Origin of the sequence: Paenibacillus plantarum (assembly GCF_013141695.1) — a bacterium.
In the GTDB taxonomy this organism is placed as follows: domain Bacteria; phylum Bacillota; class Bacilli; order Paenibacillales; family NBRC-103111; genus Paenibacillus_E; species Paenibacillus_E plantarum.
Map to the genome: position 1 here is coordinate 184655 of NZ_WHNY01000093.1, position 17573 is coordinate 202227.

Here is a 17573-nt window from a genome sequence, read left to right on the forward strand (position 1 = left end):
GAGGAGGAACTGAGATGATTCACTACTGGCTAGTCCTACTTGCCATTGCGGTGGCGATTGCTTATTTGGCTGATAAAACGAAGCAACCCTACCCTACACTGCTCGTCATAGCCGGTTTACTCCTTGGACTTCTCCCCATTCCCGCTATGGATGAGTTGAAAGATTACATTGCATCCGATCATGTGTTTCAAACTACGGTTATTCTTATCTTCTTATCAGCACTCATTGGCGATGCGGCGATCAAGCTGCACTTTCATGAGGTGAAGGAAAACAAGCGGCCTATCCTGCTGCTCTCCTTACTTGGCACGTTGATCACCTTTGTTCTTGTAGCGGTGCTCTGCTCTGTTTTCTTAGGTCTCTCCCTGCAAAAAGCACTCGTATTCGGCGCCTTGATGGCCGCTACCGATCCCGTTTCCGTGCTCAGTATCTTCAAGTCGCTAGGACTGAACTCGAAGCTATCCACTATCGTCGAGGGTGAAAGCTTAGCCAACGACGGTGTCGCCGTCGTCCTGTTCAAAATCGCCCTAGTCACCACGATGCTCAGCATGTCCAGTCTCCTTGACGGCACATTAGAGTTTGCTAAAGTGGTCATTGGCAGCATGGTAATCGGACTGCTTGGTGGCTTCCTAGCCTCCAGAATCACCTCGCGCATCGATAACTATCTCGTCGAAATTGGTCTATCCATCGTCTTGTTCTATGGCGTATTCGAGATCGCAGAGATGTTCCATCTCTCCGGGGTAATCTCGGTCGTCTTCGCTGGACTGTTGCTCGGGACTTACGGGAAGAACATCGGCATGTCCGATACCACGTTGGAGAAAATGGACTCCTTCTGGGAAGTCATCGCCTTCATTGGGAATGCCCTTATTTTCCTTATGGTGGGTTTGGAAATATCGAACATCAACTTCACGGACAAATGGCAAGAGATCGGCGGCAGTATCGTCATCGTCCTCCTCGCTAGATTCATCGCCGTATATGTAAGTCTCGCTATGGACCGCGATATGCCTTCGGCTTGGAAACCCATCATCGCCTGGGGCGGATTGAAGGGCTCCCTGTCCATTGCGCTCCTGCTAGGCGTGTCGCCTGCGTTCGAGGGGCGCGACCTGCTGCTCGCGATGACGTTCAGCAATGTGGTCTTCTCATTGCTCGTTCAAGGGACGACCTTGAGCCGGTTGGTTGCGGTCTTGAAGGTGAAGTGAGTAGGCTTATGCTGTGATTTACGGTAATCCCCCTACACACACGATGAGGAGACCTGAGAATCTGCCTAGCTAACAGATGACTATCCGGCCACACATTCTCAATAACTGGAAAACCTCCAGTTGTTTATCCGATTCTAGCTGGAATCTGAAGTTTAACTGGATTTTTTACAGCTAATTTTGCTCGAAATGTCCCGTTTGGCGAAATTGGCCTTAAATAACGGGAGGAAATCCAGTTATTTTGCAAAATGCCGTGATTTCGTTTGAATTAGCTGCAGAAAATCCAGTTATTCGCTTGTAAGGATGCCCTGTGGCTAGCACCGATGCTTGTGCCTATGTTAAAAATAACCCAGCTCGCTAACAAAGCGGAGTTGGGTTATTTTTAAATTACTTTTTTAGCAGCAAATATATAAAATAAGGACCGCCAATCAGCGACACCATGATGCCTGCTGGAACACCGTCAGGATCGACGAGATTACGCCCGATTGTATCGGCAAACAACAACAGCAGCCCGCCAAGCAGAACGGCAACTGGAATGAACAGTTGATTGCGTTGGCCTACCAGTGCCTTCGCGATATGCGGCGCCATCAATCCAACGAAGGCAATTCCACCCGTGACGGAAACGGCCGACGCGGACGCTGCCACCGCTGTAACTATCAGCACGAGACGTTCCCGTTCCAGCTTCAAACCAACGCTGATCGCGGACTCCTCGCTCAACGAAAGTAGATTGAGCTTACGTGCCTTAAATAGGGTAAACGGAATGAGGATAAGCAACCAAGGCAACAATGCCCAAATAAACGGCCAGTCCGTTCCCCATATATTTCCTGCAATCCATTTCGATATAAAATCGACCTTCGTACGTTCTGCCGAGGAAAGGATCACGATCATAATGCCTGAAAGCGCCATGGAGAAGCCTACCCCTACTAGCACCAAACGAATGGGATCAAGCCCGCGAGTTCGGCTATAGGCGAATACATAGATAAGACCTGCCGTGATTAACGCACCGATAAAGGCAACCAGTGGAATAACGTAGACAAACGAACCCACTTTGAGTGGGACATATAGGAAAAAGATCGCAATCGCCACACCCGCTCCCGAATTAATACCTATAATTCCCGGGTCAGCTAGGTCATTTCGGGTGACGCTTTGCAAGATCGAGCCAGCCAATGCAAGCGCCATGCCCGACAGCAATGTAATGATAATTCGAGGTAGTCTGATGGAAAACAAGACAAAATCCTCTTTGAAGGTACCGTGTCCGAACAAGACAGGGATCAATCGGTTAAATGACAGTTTGGAATATCCGATTCCCATGCTAGCAACCGCCGTAATAACGATTAGCGCGAATAGGACGACCAAAATGAGCCGTTGTTTACGTATAAGCGAGTTCAGCGTCATGAGAAATGTTGGCCTCCTCTACGCACGATAAACAAGAAGAAAGGCAAGCCCAGCATGGCTACGATAGCTACTACTGGCGTCTCATAGGGCGCGTTAATCGTACGGCCTAGCATATCGGACAGGAGCATAAACGTAGCTCCTATCAGAACTGAGAACGAGAGGATACTCCGATAATCGGTTCCTACAAATCTACGGACGATATGCGGGATCATCAAGCCCACGAAAGCCATATTACCAACGAGCGCGACCGAAGCACCTGTAAGTACAATAACAAGGACGAATAGAATCGCTTTGATTAACACTAACCTTTGCCCTAGACCAATCGCCACCTCATCACTCAAGCTAAGAATACCCACTTGATGCGATAGGATCATCACCGCAACTAAGCCAAGAATGATGACCGGCGCTATGGTCTGAAGTTGACTCCATGTTGTTCCAATCAATCCTCCTGCGGTCCACATCGTTACGTCCTTGGATAATTTAAATACAATGCTGATGCCCTCGGAGATCGCATACAGAAATGCAGAGACGGCTGCTCCGGCCAGCACCATTCGGATCGGGGACAGCCTCCCTTGACGCGTCGCACCAAGGACGATGACCAGCCCCGCCCCAACTGCGGCACCAAGAAAGCAGGCTACCATGATGCCGTAATTGTTCAGCCCTGGAACCAATACGAAAGCCAGCGCGAGCGCCATGTTAGCACCGGAGGTAAGACCCAGCAAGCCCGGATCAGCCAATGGATTGCGGGTGACTCCCTGCATAATAGCGCCAGATACGGCGAACGCGGCGCCTACCAGCATGGCTGCCAGCTCGCGGGGAAGCCTAATTTCACGCAGCATAAGGATTTTGTCATCCTTCGTATCGGAAACCAGAACAAGCCATAGCTCACGGAGCGACGTTTCGGCAGCCCCGAATATCATCGCCAGGACGAAGCTCAGAATGAGCACGAACACACAGCCAAGAAACTTCATTGAAATAGGAACAGGGTGCCGTTGTCGCTTCATCAGATCCTTACCTTATTTGCCAAGAAAATGTTTTGTAAAGAAATCTAATTGATATTCCATGCTAAGCGGATCGTTGAAATAGAAGGCTTTCGCATCTGCCTCAAAAACGTGTTGATCCTTGACAACAGGTAGATTTTTGTACGTTTCGGTATTTTGGAACGAGTTGTCCTCATCCGCATTTTTGCTGAAAATAACATAGTTGCCCGTATAATCCTTCAGAACTTCCGTCGACAGGGCGAAGAACCCCTCATCTTTGGTCGCTGTCTTCACTTTCTCAGGAAGCTTCAACCCGAACTGGTTGTACAGAATTTCCGTTCCGCGTCCAAAATTATATCCGTAGACGTAAAGTTGCTTATTAAAAGTCTCAATAACGGAGACCGAAGCATCCTCACCAATTTTCGCCTTGATATCTTGTCCAGCTTTTTTGCTTCGAGCATCAAAATCAGCGACCCAATCCTTGGCTTCCTGTTCTTTATTCAAAAGCTTCCCAATTTCAAGCTGCTGCTTTAAAAAATCGAGTTTGCCATACGTATACGTGACTGTAGGGGCGATTTGCTTGAGTTTATCGATGTTTTTGATATCGGATAGCCCAATAATAAGATCTGGATTCAATTCGATAATCTTCTCTAGACTTTCATCTGTAACAGCCTCTACTTTAGCTAGCTTAGCTGCGAAATTCGGATTGGTCTTAGACATTTCGTCCACCCCGACGAGAGGTATACCTAATGCCATAACGTTACCGGTTAAGAATCGTGTGATAACAACAACACGCTTCGGATGAGTGGGAACCTTCACAGGCCCTTCCTCGGATTGATACATAAACGTGTCTGACTCCGCTGCCGCAGTTGAAACAGCCTGACTTGAAGGCGCAGCTGTAGAAGTCTCAGAAGATGAACTCGTTGTATTGCTGCCGCAAGCGCTCAGCAAAATCACGAACAACAGAATGAATGGAACAAAAAACTTTTTCATAGGATGACTCTCTCCCTTTTCGATAAATGCCTTGTTTTTACCGCAATGAAAATAATTATCATTATCATTACTATAAAAACTATTATAGGCATCCCTTCAATAGCGAGCCATGCCTTTATGTTTGGGAATTCACTTGTACTATTGGTTGGCGGTAAATAGAGAGACTGCGCGTTGAAGCTGCAACCGGATAGAAACGGGATTATATGGAATCCAATCACTGTGATCAAGCAGATGCACATTGTTCCGTTGTACGGCCGGCAGTGTGCGCCAGTAGATCGAATTGAAAACCGTCTCCGCATGCAAAGTCGAACCTTTCACATCTGGAAATTCAATGACCAAAATCCGATCCCCTGCATAATCAGCCAGCTCCGATAGTTCAATCGGAATGGAATGGAATTGATCTCCGAACTTTTCAATCTCCTGTTTGATTCGTACTGGAGGCTGTAACCCTAGTGACTGATAGATCACACATCCAACATTGCGAGCCCCATAAACAAGCAAGGCTTCCGGTTTAATAACCAGAATGGTTATGATTTCATTGGCAGCAGGGCTTTGTTGCACCATTGAACGGCTTTCTTGCTCCACGATCTCAAATTCGGCTAACCACTCCTCAGCTCGGTCGTCCCTCTCTATCACCTGAGCTATACGACGCAAGTGCTCTTTCCAACCTAGTTCCATCCATGGCACTTCTACAATAGGCGCTGCTGCTCGTAACTGCCCGACATCCAGCCCATAACTGGATAAATCCAAGCTTGCCGCAATGATCAACTCGATATCGCTTTCGAGCAATAAGGATTTGACCTGTTCAGCAGAAGAATTAGCGTCAATAAACATCATCTTTTGACGCAGTTCGAATCCCGTTGCATTCAAATACTCATTACTATCCGATATCACAGCAGCAGGTTCCAGGCCGAGCAGAAGCAGATGGCTCGTATAAGGCATAAGTAAGGCAGCCACACGCTGTAACGATCCTCGGTTATAGCCGGAGGGCGCTGCTCCCGTCTGCTGCTTGAAACGACGACTGAGATAAAATTCATCCTTGTAGCCTACCTTCAGCGCAATCTCCCTCAGCGTGCCAGATCCACTAATCAATAACTCCTTGGCACGGTTCACACGAAGCCGTGACAAGTATTCGCTCGGCGAAAACCCAGTCAGTTGCTTAAAGAGGATCGAATAGTGAGATTGGCTTACACCTGCAATTTCGGCTAATCGCTCACGCGTGATCTTCTCACTATAATGATTTTCTAGATAGGTTATGCTGTGTTCCAGTGATGGCTGTTCATTTGCTGTATACTTAGCTTCCAGCCCCTTCAGTACCTGTAAAATGACATGGTGAAACACAAGTTGATTTTGCGCGTGACGAATTTCGTTCACGGGTAACCGATGGATATAAAGTTCCTCCATATGGGATACAATTGCAGGTTCATAAGGAAAAAAGTGAATAACAGAGCTAGAGGTTAACTCGCTTTTCCGCGTCATCACACCTGCATGCACAGACCTCTCTCGTTCTTGCGTATTGATGATAAGCTTATAGACATGAAGCGGATGCAAGGAATTTGCCATAAGAACGACCGGAGTGTTCGCCGGTAGAAAGATGACGCTACCTTCCGTCAACGCATACATGTGATCTTCTACCTTGAGATTGCCCTTGCCGCTGACAATCGCAATCATCACACACAAGCGCTCATTGATTGTATACCTAGGGTAATTGGAAGTACTATATATCGAATGAATACTGTCAGCCGTATATAAGGGAAAAAGGGACTCCGCCCATTCCGAGATCTCTTTATTTTTCACAGCCAAAGCCTCCATCAAGTAGTAAAATACAGAACAATAACCTGATTATATTGTACATCCTTTCGGACAATAACATCTAGAGCGATACCCTGATCTACGTTTCTATCCAGTTTATCCTTAAATTCAAAGTGCATAACATTAGGAAAAACCGTCAGATCGTTCTGACTGTCTTTTTGGCTATTTCTGCGTCAACCGTCCGTACGTTTCCTTATCACAAATCACGAACAGTTTAGCTCCCTGCGGAATCTCTTCATAAAGCCTTTTATTAATATTCAGATGCTCGCCATCTGAGATCAGTGTTGCACCCTTTTGCAGCAAGTCCTGAAAAGCATCATGGAACGTTACCCACTTCGCCTGTGTAGGAATCTCATAGAGATCCTCCCCCTGCGGCGTGCGCGTTAGCAACTGGGTAAGAATCTTCGAGGTGCCTGGGCTAAACGCCGAGCGTACCGCGAGCTGCGAAATCGTTTCACTGCCAAAGATGAATTCGTCGATGCGAATATGCTGGAAATTGGGCAGATTTTGTTTATCGCGAATCTCCACAATCGTATATACATGGTTATAATTACGCTCGACGGTCGTCGCGACCAGTAAGGTTTTGCCATCGACGAAGGCGGGATCTCGAATCGTGTTCTGGAACTGCGTCACCTCATCTGCAAAGATGAAGACCGCTCTTGCCTTCGACGTATTCGCCATGTCGAGTGTCGTCACGAGCTGCGGGTTGCCCAGCACATAATGTACGCGATCATGCTGAATGGGCGATTTCTCCAGTGTATCTATAAGAACAACCTCCACGAGAGGATCTGAGTTCAGAATCTCGTTAATGGCATTCTCTGCATGCTGACTCCAATCAATGATGACAAAATGATTCTCCCCTGCAAACTTCAATTTCCCTTCCTCCTTCATCCGCTGATACACAAATAAGGCATCCACGACTTTGCTAATCGTTATGGAAATAAGTCCAATACCGAAGATATAGACGACGATCCCTAGGCATTTGCCCGCAACCGTATGTGGATAGAAGTCCCCATAGCCCACTGTTGTAACTGTCGTCATCACCCACCACAAGCCGTTAAATCGGGTCTCAAAGGTGCTCGGCTCTAACTCATAGGCTAAGAGCGAACTTCCTCCAATGAACACAACTGCCACGCCAAAAACAAAGAGATTATTCCAACGGATTAGACGCAAAAGGAATTTTGAGAAGAAAAGCATGATGACCTCCTGACAGGCATCGGCCTAACAATTTCCATACTTTCATTTAGTATATCAAGAAAAATGCCTCTAGATGAATGAATCCTAAAGCGTCTAACTCTTTGAACTCACGTTTTTTTTCATTTTGTCGGGAATCCGACATTCTAGCGTGAAATCATGTGATAATATACATATAACAGATTGGAATACTCGGCATTAAACGATGTGCACGCTTTTAGAAATATGAATGGGAGAATGATCCTATGGAACAATTACATGAGCTTGCTGACCTTCAGGACAAAGACCCTACAAAGGAAGTCATGATTGAGGCTTTTCGCAAACATGGTATTAGTCATACTTACCGAAAAAATGAGTTTGTTTTTCAGGAAAATGACTTGCCCAGCGGTGCCTATTATGTGGCTTCAGGATTAATTAAGATTTCCCAATCTTCCGAGGAGGGGCAAGGGATTACCTTATTCCTTCGCTATGAGGGGGAGGTTTTCGGCAATGCGGAAGTGTTGACGAACATCGCTCGGAAGCGCTACGCCAAGTGTCTAGTGGACAGCCAAATCCTTACACTAGACAGTCGGAAATTTCTCGAATTGGCCAAGGAGAATGCGGAGTTTTCCTATTCCGTTGCCGTTCTAGGTGCTCGCAGACTGCTGCAAACACAGCGAATGGTCGAAACCCTAATCTCCCGCCCCGTCGCCTGGAGGCTCGCTTGGTTCCTCCTGCAGCTGGGCAAGCCGACCGAAGAGAAGCTCGAGGTTCAGGTGCCTCTCAGTCATGAGGAGATCTCTTATGTCATTGGATGCAGCAGACAAACCGTCACAGAAACATTGAACAAATGGCGCGATAAAGGACTCATCGATTACGCCAAAAAGAAGATCGTTGTTTATCATCCAAATCGTTTCTTCACAGACATATAGACGAGCATCCCCCGGAGGTTGAGCACATGATAACGATAACGAATGTGAATAAATCCTTTTCACAGCAAAAAGGGCATACCTATACAGCTTTAGACGATGTTTCTCTTACCATTGGGAAAGGGGAATTCGTCTCCGTGGTGGGACCTTCAGGCTGCGGGAAGTCCACGCTTCTCAACCTAATCGCCGGATTCGAACAAGTAAGTAGTGGAACGATTACCGTCAATGGGCAAAAGGTTACTTCACCAGGAGCCGATCGGATTGTTGTATTCCAAGAACATGGCTTGTTCCCTTGGCTTACCGTGCTTGATAATGTGGCCTTCGGTTTGAAACAAAAAGGGCTATCCAAGAAAGATCGCTATGCACTAGCAACTGAGCAAATTAAAGCCGTTCACTTGAGCAAGTTCATCGATCGGTATCCGCATGAACTGTCTGGCGGGATGAAACAAAGGGTAGCAATTGCCAGAGCACTCGTTATGAATCCTGAGATCCTCTTAATGGATGAACCCTTTGCGGCATTGGATGAGCAAACGCGCTTTATTTTACTCAAGGATTTGGAAGAAATTTGGCTTAAAACAGGTAAAACGATCTTGTTCATTACGCACAACATTCGTGAAGCCGTCATTTTATCTGACCGTGTGGTCGTGATGGCGACGCAGCCAGGCAGAGTGAAGAAGGAATTTGCCGTGCAAGCAGCAAGACCTCATCAAAACAGCGATCCGCTCATTCATGCTTTGGAAAATAAGATTATGGAAGCTCTGACAGATGAGCTCGAGAAGGTAGTCAGAGAGGAGCTTGGCCATGCATACAGCCTTAAGAAGAACGCTATTTCTAATTCTGCTGCTGATCATATGGGAGTTGGGATTTAGAATTTTTGATTGGGGTTGGAAGTTTCCTTCACCGCTGCAGACTTTTCAGGCCTTCTATGATGGGTTTGCACACGGGCATCTTCTAAGCGCAATTGGGGCTAGTCTTCGTCGCTTACTCATCTCGTTCGCTCTATCCATTAGCATCGGGACGATATTAGGTTATTTATTTGCAAAATATCGGTATTTTGACGAAACCTTTGGCTTTCTCGTAGTTGCCCTCCAAACCGTCCCGAGTATCGCATGGCTGCCCTTCGCAATTATCTGGTTTGGACTTAATGACACTTCAGTCATTTTCATAACGACGATAGGCGCAACATGGACGATGTCGATGGCAAGCCGCACAGGGATCATGAACATTTCGCCGATTCATCTGCGAGCTGCGCAAATGCTGGGAACAGGCAGCGGATACCGATTGTTCTTTCAAGTGCAGTTGCCGGCGGCATTTCCCCATTGGATCACAGGAATACGCGTGGCTTGGGCCTTCGCTTGGCGGGCGCTTGTAGCTGGCGAACTGATCGCTAAGGGCGTGGGGCTCGGGCAAATGCTCCAGGATGGACGTGGACTTGGCGATACGGCAACCATCCTGTGCGTCGTCATCATCATCGCTGTGATTGGTACCATTTCGGATCATTTCTGTTTTAAACAGCTTGAGGATCGGATCGTGCTTCGTTTTCAGCTTAAGAAATAAATGGCGCTATCTAGAATCAAATAAGGGGGAATTAGTGTGAAAAAAGTAGGTTGGATCATGAGTTTGGTGTTAGTCGTACCCTTGGTTTTGTCTGCTTGCGGCCAAAGTAAAGAAACCGCTTCAAGCGCTGTCAGTACGACAGTGAAAATTGGTATTTTGAAAAATGTCACCCATGCTCCCGGATTTATCGCTTTGCAAAACAACTATTTCCAGGACGCTTTTGGTAAAAATGCCAAGATTGACGTCACGGCTTTTGACAATGGAGCGGACTTCGCAACAGCGATTGCCACGGACCAAATTGATATTGGCTACGTGGGGCCAGGTCCAGTCATCAATCAATATTTGAAAAGTAAAAATATCAGGGTCATTGCTGGCGCGAATAACGGCGGCGCAGTATTAGTTGCACGCAAGGATGCAGGCATCAACTCCGTGAAGGATCTCGTCGGCAAAACAGTAGCTGTTGCTGCCAAAGGAGGCACGCCGGATCTGTCCCTTCGCTTGCTGCTCAAACAAGAAGGGTTGAAAGTATCGACGGATACTTCCGGTGTACAAATCGTTACACGTGCCCCGGCTGATACGTTAGTGGCGATGCGCCAGAAAGAAGTAGATGCCACTTTAATTGCAGAGCCGTGGGGTACACAGATGATCCAAGAGGGTTCCGGTACGATTTTAGTGGATTGGAATAAAATCCCGCCAAAAGACGGGAACTATCCGTTAACGATTCTCGTAGCCAGCGATACGTTTTTGAAGGATCACCGTGATTTGGCCAAAAAAGCGGTAAAAGCCAACAAACAAGCGATCGATTTCATTCAGCAAAACCCGAACAAAGCCTATGATTTGATTAGCGATGAATTGAAGCAATTAACCGGCAAAGGGATGGAACCCGCGCTTATCAAAGCAGCCATCGACCATTTGAAATTAACCGAAGATATCACGCTAGAGGATATTAACGAGCAGGCTAAAGCCTCATTTGATGCAGGGTATTTAAAAGTGAAAGCGGAAGAGTTGGATTTCAGCAAATTCTTAGATTTATCGCTTTTAAATGAAACGAAGAAAGAAAAATAACCTGATGTGACCGAGGAGGCCATTCATTTGTATATACAACCACAAGAAAATCTATTGCCAGAGCATCATGAGCACATCAAGGTCGTCATTCTTGGCACTGGCACACCGAGAGCCTTCTATGGCAGGGCGAAGGCAGGCGTCGTGATTCTCGCAGGCGATAAAGCCTTTCTATTCGATTGCGGAGGTGCGACCGTTGACCAGCTAATTAAGGCAGGTGTTATGCCGCAGCGGATTTCGGATGTCTTTTTCACGCATCATCATAGTGATCATAATTCCGGTTTTTTCGATGTCTTCATTACGAGCTGGCGGACACATGTGATCGCGGATCGGGTTTTTGAGGGGCGGAAAGGTCCAATGAATGTCTACGGACCTACCACGACGAAGGAGATTATCGGTAAAATGAGGGCGTCTTTCGACTTCGACGTGAATCTCCGTGTGAACTATAACTTCTCCGCGGGTGAAGGGGCGGACATTCGTTATTTTGAAAGCAACGATGGTGTTGTTTACGATCTGGGTGGTGTTAAAATCACCGCTTTCGAAGTCGATCATAAACCTGTTGATCCTGCAATTGCCTACAAATTCGAATACAACGGCAAGTCGGTTGTCATTTCGGGGGATACCATTCCGGTTGACAATATGATCACACATAGTAGAGGTGTGGATTTACTAGTACACGAATCTTATAACAAAGCGTGGCTAGACGCGCTGATCGCCAAATTCCCTGAGCAGACCATTGGTCTGTCCAATCCGGCAAAGTATCATTCTACGACGCTGGAAGTGGCCGAAATCGCCCGAGAAGCAGGCGTAGCGCATCTAGTACTTACCCACCACATTCCTGCACCTGCTGCCAATGAGGAGGCGGAGGCCGCCTATACAGAAGGCATGGGTGACATCTACGGGGGCCGAATCACGATGGCGAGGGATTTAATGGCATTTGATCTTTCCTAATGTAAAGCGGCCCTGAGTGATTAGCTCAGGGCCGCTTTGTCTGCCACGCTTATTTCGCTGCTTTTTTCGCCCATTTGGCTTGCATAGCACTTTCAAGTTCCGTGTAAACCTGTTCGGTTGTCTTACCATCTGTGGAGATGCCTAATTTGGCTGCTTTCTTGTTCACAGCCTCTGATTTTTTCGCTTGTTTCGCTGCTTTCTTAGCTTCTTTGGCCGCTTTCAAAGCCGTGCGGATTTCCTTACCTGTTTTGCCATCCGTCGCGATACCCGCTTCGGTCGCTTTCGCTTGCAGCTTCGTTACAGCAGCTGCTTTCAGCGATGCCTTGAGCTCTTTATTCGTCAATCCGTCAGTACTCACGCCCAGCTTAGTCGCTTTCGCCTGAAGTTTCACCGTCACTGCAGCTTGGATCTCCGTTTTGAGCTGCTCCGCTGTCTTGCCATCTGTAGAGATGCCCAATTTAGCCGCCGCTGCATTCAAACGCTCAGTATGTTTCGCCGTGCCAGCCGCCTTCAGCTCCGTCTTGATCTCCTTGTTCGTTTTTCCATCCGTCGCTATGCCATAAGCTTTCGCTTTCTCTTCTAATAGTTGCTTCATAGGATGAAACTTGCTTGTCGAAGTCGCTGTCGCATCTCCTTGTACATTCTCAGCGAAAGCTACCACCGGAACGGAACATACGATCGAACCTACCAACACTATTCCTGCTAACTTTTTCTTCAACATGTGGAATCACTCCTCGATTCGTTTAATGGCTGTGTACCTTACGAACCCCATCTTATCCCATAGTTATGTCATAAGTTTGTCATGCACCTACATTTATACAATTGGCAAAAAGATTTTGAACACCGTCCCAGCCCCCAGCTGCGACTCGACACGAATCGAACCGCCATGCGCTTCGATAATGTGTTTACAAATCGTTAAACCCAGCCCTGCGCCAGCGCGATTGCGGCTTTCGTCCGCTTTGTAAAACCGATCAAATAGATACGGCAGCTTCTCCGGCGAGATGCCCTGCCCATCATCCCATACCTCGATCCAACGCTCTTGCCTGACGGCTTTCACGCGGATCCCAACTTGCGAGCCTTCTGGAATGTGATTGATCGCATTATCCAGCAAGTTGATGAATACCTGCCTAAGTCGATCCGCGTCAGCCTTGACGGTATATGGGGCCTCACTATCGGCGCTAAGCTCAATTCCTTTGCCCTTCGCCTTCATCTTCAGCTGTGTCACGACGAGTCCAATTAACTCTGGCAGATCAACGGATTGCATCGTCAACTTTACCTGCTTCTCCTCAAATGAAGAAAGCTCCAGTAGATCATCTACCAAATGGCTTAATCGTAATGTCTCCTGGAGGGAGATATGGATGAATTCCTTCGCATCTTCTGGCTCTACCACGCCATCGGTGATGCCTTGCAGAGAAGCTCGAATCGTCGTCAGCGGGGTTCTTAGCTCGTGAGAAATTTCAGAAAGGAACCGCTTGCGGCCTTCTTCGACCTTCTGCAGCTTGCCGGCCATTCGGTTGAGTGAACCCGATAACGAGGCGATTTCATCTTTTCCGCGTACAGGCACTCTGCCGCTAAAATCCCCAAGTGCCAGCGCCTCCGCCGTCTTACTCATCTGCTGCAGAGGCTTCACAAAGTGCCGCGACACAAAGTAAAGAAGTGCAATAGCCAGCAGTGCAACTACGAGGGCAGATACATAAATAGCGCGATTAATCTCATTAATTGTACCTTGAATGTTTACGATAGGCGTATACAGAAAAATCGCCCCAACCACTCGGCTGTCCTGTAGGACAGGACGTCCGACGATCAGCATTTTGACAGGGCTATTCTGTGCAAATGTACTCTTCACCGTCACCGGGTTACCGGCGAGCACCTTCTCCACCCAGCCCAGTCGGGCAGGAACTTCCCCTACAGCTTGGATTTTATCCAAGGTGGCTCTAGGGTGCTTGACCACCGATACTCGCACATTTGAGGTTTTCTCCATCGCATTAATTTGCTTGCGGAAATCCTTCTGAGCCGTCGAATTATCGAACAACTCCTTCGCTAGCTCCTCCACTTGCTCCACTTTTTCCAGTAAAAGCTTCTCGCTGCGGTCATACGTTTTCTGCTTCATCGTGTAACCAATTGCGCCCGAAATCGCTAGAATCGACACCACCGTAATGGCTATATATATAAATAACAGCTTGCGATAAAAGGAACTCAGCATACGCCAGGTCCCTCAAACTTATACCCCACACCCCAGACCGTGCGGATACTCCAGTCCTCTTTCCCTGCTGTAAGCTTCTGTCTTAATCGTTTGATATATAAATCGACCACCCGGTCCTCACCTTCAAAATCCCACCCCCAGATCTTAGCGATCAGATCCTCGCGCGTGAACACTTGGTTCGGATTCCGAACGAAAAACAGCAGCAGCTCATACTCTTTCTTCGGTAACGCCACAACCTGCCCATCAACGGTTACCTCATGACCTAGGCTATCAATACGTAAGCTGCCTACCTCATATACGTTTGACGCAGGCGCAACTTGGGTGCGAAGCCCTGTCCGACGAAGGATTGTCGTTACCCGTGCGACCAGTTCATTCGGGTCAAAAGGTTTCACTAGATAGTCGTCGGCTCCCATCCGCAGGCCCTCCACGCGCTCATCCACGTGGCCTCGCGCCGTTAGCATCAGAATCGGCACATCGCTTTGTGCACGGACCATCTGACAGACTGACCACCCGTCGCGCTTCGGCAGCATAATATCCAGCACGATGAAATCGGGCTGCAGCTCCTTGAACCGTGCGAGCGCCTGCTCGCCATCGTTCGCCGTTGCTACCTCGAAGCCGTTCTTCTCCAGATATAGCTTCGTTATTTTACATATATTCAGATCATCATCTACGACTAATACGGTTGTCACGCGCGGTCACGCCCCCTAATTAAAACCATTCTCCTTTTATTTTACTGGATAATTGTGATGAAAAAATTTCTTTTTTAGCACATACAAATAGAACAATCCTTCAGCTCCCTTAGGCTGCGAGATTGCTCTGTTTCATCGTTATATGTCGTTCAATTTATTCACGGTGTTCCCAGAGTCTTGTCACTTCCTCTAATACGAGGTCATTAAACTGCATTTTATAAATATCAGGTTTCACGGTTTGATTCAAGAAATCGAATCCATATGTGGCATCAAAATGATTCATCATTAATGTCATCACGTTACCATGAGTGCCAATGGCTATCTTCTTCCCTTTATTTTCTTCTAGGATATTTCTCAATACGACCACCGCTCTTTGCTGGCAGGCTCTGTTAGACTCTCCACCTGGATAGGCATAATCAAAGTCATCAAACATCCGTTTCATCTCAGACATGAACTTATCTTCAGGAATTGGATCATCTTCTCCAGAAAAATGTCTTTCCCGAAGATCCTCAACTATCTTAATCTCTTGTCCTAGTTCTTCAGCCAACCCTTCCAAGGTTAGAACGGCTCGCGCATAAGGGCTAGATATCAGCACGTTGATTCCTTTATTTTTTAATACCCTTGTGATGTCTTCAGCATTTAATTTCCCTTTGAGGGTAAGCCCCCTGGTTCTTTCATTTCCTTCTGTATAGGGTGATTCCGCATGCCTAACCATGTAAATTGTCGTCTTCATGTAACCCTCCTTGAATTAATTGAAAATATTTCCTTCTAGGTTAGGCATTCGAGAAACACGTTAGATCTCCTGCACTTCAATTGAAAACGGCTAATAGGCACCCTTTTTCGTTCGTTTATTGCCGGGCTTACATCCAAAAACCCCCTAGCATCCGCTAGGGGGTTCGGTCTAACTTTATATCTGTTCGTTACACCACGAACGAGCTTTTCAACGAAACGATCAAGTTGAACACCAGATGATCAGGTGTCGTGTACTTCGGATCCACGTTGAAGTAGCCGTGGCGGAAGAACTGGAATTTATCCTGTGGGCTCACGCTCTTCATGTTGTCTTCGACGAAACCTTGCACGATTTGCAAGGAATTCGGGTTCACTTTATCCATGAAGGATTTCTCTTCTTCCTCTTCCTCATCGTCCAAGATCAGTGGCTCGTACAGGCGGAATTCCGCTGGTACAGCGCTTTTCGCGTCCACCCAGTGGATCGTGCCTTTGACTTTACGGCCGGTGAAGCCGCTGCCGCTCTTGGTCTCAACATCATAGGTGCAATGCAGCTCAACCACGTTGCCATCGGCATCCTTGATGAAGTCGTTGCATTTGATGAAGTAGGCGTTTTTCAAACGCACTTCGTTGCCGGGAAATAACCGGAAATATTTGGCCGGTGGATTTTCCATGAAGTCATCTTGCTCGATGTAGATCTCGCGGGAGAATGGAATCATGCGATTGCCCATTTCCGGGTTCTCGGAGTTATTCTCCGCTTCCAGCATTTCCACGCCATCCTCGGGATAGTTGGTGATGACGACTTTGAGCGGATTCAGCACTCCCATCGTGCGCAGCGCCTTCAGCTTCAAATCCTCGCGGATGAAGTGATCCAGCATGCGAGTGTCAACAACACTGCCACCGCCGCCTTTCGATACACCAAGCTCACGAACAAAATTGCGAATCGACTCTGGCGTCAGGCCTCTACGGCGCAGACCTGATATGGTCGGCATACGTGGATCGTCCCAACCGTCAACAGCTTTCTCGTCGACGAGTTGTTTCAGCTTTCTTTTGCTCGTCACAGTATTCATTAGGGAGATACGTGCAAATTCATATTGTCTCGGCACATTCGGCATCTCACACTCACGAATCACCCAGTCGTAGAACGGACGTTGATCCTCGAACTCACTTGAACAAAGCGAGTGTGTGACACCTTCAATCGCATCTTCCAGCGGGTGCGCGTACGTGTACATCGGATAGATGCACCACGCATCTCCTGTGTTATGGTGATGGGCGTGAAGAATACGGTAGATGACCGGGTCTCTCAGATTAATATTCGGCGCAGACATATCAATTTTGGCACGCAGCACACGCTCGCCGTCTTTGAACTCACCAGCACGCATACGCTCAAATAGGGACAAATTCTCCTCTATCGTGCGTTCACGATATGGACTGTTTGTTCCGCCCTGCGTCAGTGTTCCACGCGTTTCACGGATTTCATCCGCAGATTGGTCGTCTACATAAGCCAGTCCTTTGCGAATTAAGACTAATGCTCGGCTATACATTTCTTCAAAATAGTCAGAAGCAAAGAATAGCCCGTCCCATTTAAAGCCTAGCCACGCTACGTCTTCTTTAATGGACTCCACATATTCAACATCTTCCTTGACCGGATTCGTATCATCAAATCGAAGGTTCGTTAATCCATTGAAATCATCCGCAATTTCAAAGTTCGTGCATATCGCCTTTGCATGTCCTATATGAAGGTAACCGTTCGGCTCCGGGGGAAATCGGGTCACGACCTGACTGACTTTGCCTGATTTCAAATCTTCGTTTACAATGTTCTTAATGAAATTTGATATTGCGCTTACGTTAGCTTCAGCGTTTTTCGTTTCCATATGTGCCCAGCCTTTCTCCCGCGGGTTAAAGTTTTA

16 protein-coding genes are annotated in these 17573 nt (G+C 47.4%); 6 read left to right on the forward strand and 10 right to left on the reverse strand.

Translation table 11 applies throughout. The annotated features are described in order from the left end of the window. The first annotated feature begins 14 nt into the window (after positions 1–14). Positions 15–1196, forward strand: a complete 1182-nt coding sequence (locus GC096_RS37715) for a cation:proton antiporter (protein WP_171638350.1) — start codon at positions 15–17, stop codon at positions 1194–1196. A gap of 384 nt (positions 1197–1580) precedes the next feature. Here the strand turns inward: GC096_RS37715 and GC096_RS37720 are convergent, their stop codons facing one another. The 5 genes from GC096_RS37720 to GC096_RS37740 form a co-directional block, all read right to left on the reverse strand. Beyond that, positions 1581–2588, reverse strand: coding sequence for a FecCD family ABC transporter permease (locus GC096_RS37720; RefSeq protein WP_171638352.1), 1008 nt, complete (start codon positions 2586–2588; stop codon positions 1581–1583). Next, positions 2585–3592, reverse strand: a complete 1008-nt coding sequence (locus GC096_RS37725) for a FecCD family ABC transporter permease (RefSeq protein ID WP_171638355.1) — start codon at positions 3590–3592, stop codon at positions 2585–2587. The genes GC096_RS37720 and GC096_RS37725 overlap by 4 nt, the downstream gene beginning before the upstream one ends. Before the next feature lie 12 nt (positions 3593–3604). After that, on the reverse strand, positions 3605–4561 hold the full coding sequence (locus GC096_RS37730) for an iron-hydroxamate ABC transporter substrate-binding protein (protein WP_171638357.1): 957 nt from the start codon (positions 4559–4561) through the stop codon (positions 3605–3607). Positions 4562–4699: 138 nt separating this feature from the next. After that, entirely contained in the window at positions 4700–6358 is a 1659-nt protein-coding gene (locus tag GC096_RS37735; protein ID WP_312886426.1) for a helix-turn-helix domain-containing protein, read from the reverse strand. A gap of 177 nt (positions 6359–6535) precedes the next feature. Continuing rightward, positions 6536–7570 (reverse strand): potassium channel family protein, encoded by a 1035-nt coding sequence (locus GC096_RS37740; protein ID WP_171638359.1) that lies wholly within the window; start codon positions 7568–7570, stop codon positions 6536–6538. Positions 7571–7812: 242 nt separating this feature from the next. Between GC096_RS37740 and GC096_RS37745 the strand changes: the two genes are divergently transcribed. The 5 genes from GC096_RS37745 to GC096_RS37765 are packed head-to-tail and all read left to right on the forward strand — an operon-like array spanning position 7813 to position 12045. Then, complete coding sequence (locus GC096_RS37745; protein WP_171638361.1) at positions 7813–8478, forward strand: Crp/Fnr family transcriptional regulator; 666 nt, start codon at positions 7813–7815, stop codon at positions 8476–8478. Between the two features lie 26 nt (positions 8479–8504). Continuing rightward, positions 8505–9344: an ABC transporter ATP-binding protein gene (locus GC096_RS37750; RefSeq protein ID WP_171638363.1), complete on the forward strand. Its 840-nt coding sequence runs from the start codon at positions 8505–8507 to the stop codon at positions 9342–9344. Next, complete coding sequence (locus GC096_RS37755) at positions 9277–10032, forward strand: ABC transporter permease (protein ID WP_216626388.1); 756 nt, start codon at positions 9277–9279, stop codon at positions 10030–10032. Before GC096_RS37750 ends, GC096_RS37755 begins: the two co-directional genes overlap by 68 nt. A 36-nt stretch (positions 10033–10068) precedes the next feature. Next, complete coding sequence (locus GC096_RS37760) at positions 10069–11097, forward strand: ABC transporter substrate-binding protein (RefSeq protein WP_171638365.1); 1029 nt, start codon at positions 10069–10071, stop codon at positions 11095–11097. 27 nt (positions 11098–11124) lie between these two features. Further along, entirely contained in the window at positions 11125–12045 is a 921-nt protein-coding gene (locus GC096_RS37765) for an MBL fold metallo-hydrolase (protein WP_216626389.1), read from the forward strand. Between the two features lie 49 nt (positions 12046–12094). Here the strand turns inward: GC096_RS37765 and GC096_RS37770 are convergent, their stop codons facing one another. From GC096_RS37770 to GC096_RS37790, 5 genes are all read right to left on the reverse strand, one after another. Further along, entirely contained in the window at positions 12095–12766 is a 672-nt protein-coding gene (locus tag GC096_RS37770; protein ID WP_171638369.1) for a hypothetical protein, read from the reverse strand. Between the two features lie 93 nt (positions 12767–12859). After that, on the reverse strand, positions 12860–14248 hold the full coding sequence (locus GC096_RS37775; protein ID WP_171638371.1) for a sensor histidine kinase: 1389 nt from the start codon (positions 14246–14248) through the stop codon (positions 12860–12862). Further along, positions 14242–14937, reverse strand: coding sequence for a response regulator transcription factor (locus GC096_RS39455; RefSeq protein ID WP_171638373.1), 696 nt, complete (start codon positions 14935–14937; stop codon positions 14242–14244). The genes GC096_RS37775 and GC096_RS39455 overlap by 7 nt, the downstream gene beginning before the upstream one ends. Positions 14938–15091: 154 nt before the next feature. Beyond that, positions 15092–15670 (reverse strand): histidine phosphatase family protein, encoded by a 579-nt coding sequence (locus GC096_RS37785; RefSeq protein ID WP_171638375.1) that lies wholly within the window; start codon positions 15668–15670, stop codon positions 15092–15094. Positions 15671–15857: 187 nt separating this feature from the next. After that, a complete protein-coding gene (locus GC096_RS37790; RefSeq protein ID WP_171638377.1) occupies positions 15858–17537 on the reverse strand; it encodes a glutamine--tRNA ligase/YqeY domain fusion protein in 1680 nt (559 codons plus the stop codon). Positions 17538–17573 lie beyond the last annotated feature (36 nt).

Bases quoted from the DNA above. Each gene is read 5' to 3' on its own strand.
- GC096_RS37790 (WP_171638377.1), bottom strand. From the start codon at position 17,537: ATGGAAACGAAAAACGCTGAAGCTAACGTAAGCGCAATATCAAATTTC.
- GC096_RS37750 (WP_171638363.1), top strand. From the start codon at position 8,505: ATGATAACGATAACGAATGTGAATAAATCCTTTTCACAGCAAAAAGGG.
- GC096_RS37770 (WP_171638369.1), bottom strand. From the start codon at position 12,766: ATGTTGAAGAAAAAGTTAGCAGGAATAGTGTTGGTAGGTTCGATCGTA.
- GC096_RS37740 (WP_171638359.1), bottom strand. From the start codon at position 7,570: ATGCTTTTCTTCTCAAAATTCCTTTTGCGTCTAATCCGTTGGAATAAT.
- GC096_RS37755 (WP_216626388.1), top strand. From the start codon at position 9,277: ATGCATACAGCCTTAAGAAGAACGCTATTTCTAATTCTGCTGCTGATC.
- GC096_RS37715 (WP_171638350.1), top strand. From the start codon at position 15: ATGATTCACTACTGGCTAGTCCTACTTGCCATTGCGGTGGCGATTGCT.
- GC096_RS37745 (WP_171638361.1), top strand. From the start codon at position 7,813: ATGGAACAATTACATGAGCTTGCTGACCTTCAGGACAAAGACCCTACA.
- GC096_RS37725 (WP_171638355.1), bottom strand. From the start codon at position 3,592: ATGAAGCGACAACGGCACCCTGTTCCTATTTCAATGAAGTTTCTTGGC.
- GC096_RS37785 (WP_171638375.1), bottom strand. From the start codon at position 15,670: ATGAAGACGACAATTTACATGGTTAGGCATGCGGAATCACCCTATACA.
- GC096_RS37730 (WP_171638357.1), bottom strand. From the start codon at position 4,561: ATGAAAAAGTTTTTTGTTCCATTCATTCTGTTGTTCGTGATTTTGCTG.
- GC096_RS37775 (WP_171638371.1), bottom strand. From the start codon at position 14,248: ATGCTGAGTTCCTTTTATCGCAAGCTGTTATTTATATATATAGCCATT.
- GC096_RS37720 (WP_171638352.1), bottom strand. From the start codon at position 2,588: ATGACGCTGAACTCGCTTATACGTAAACAACGGCTCATTTTGGTCGTC.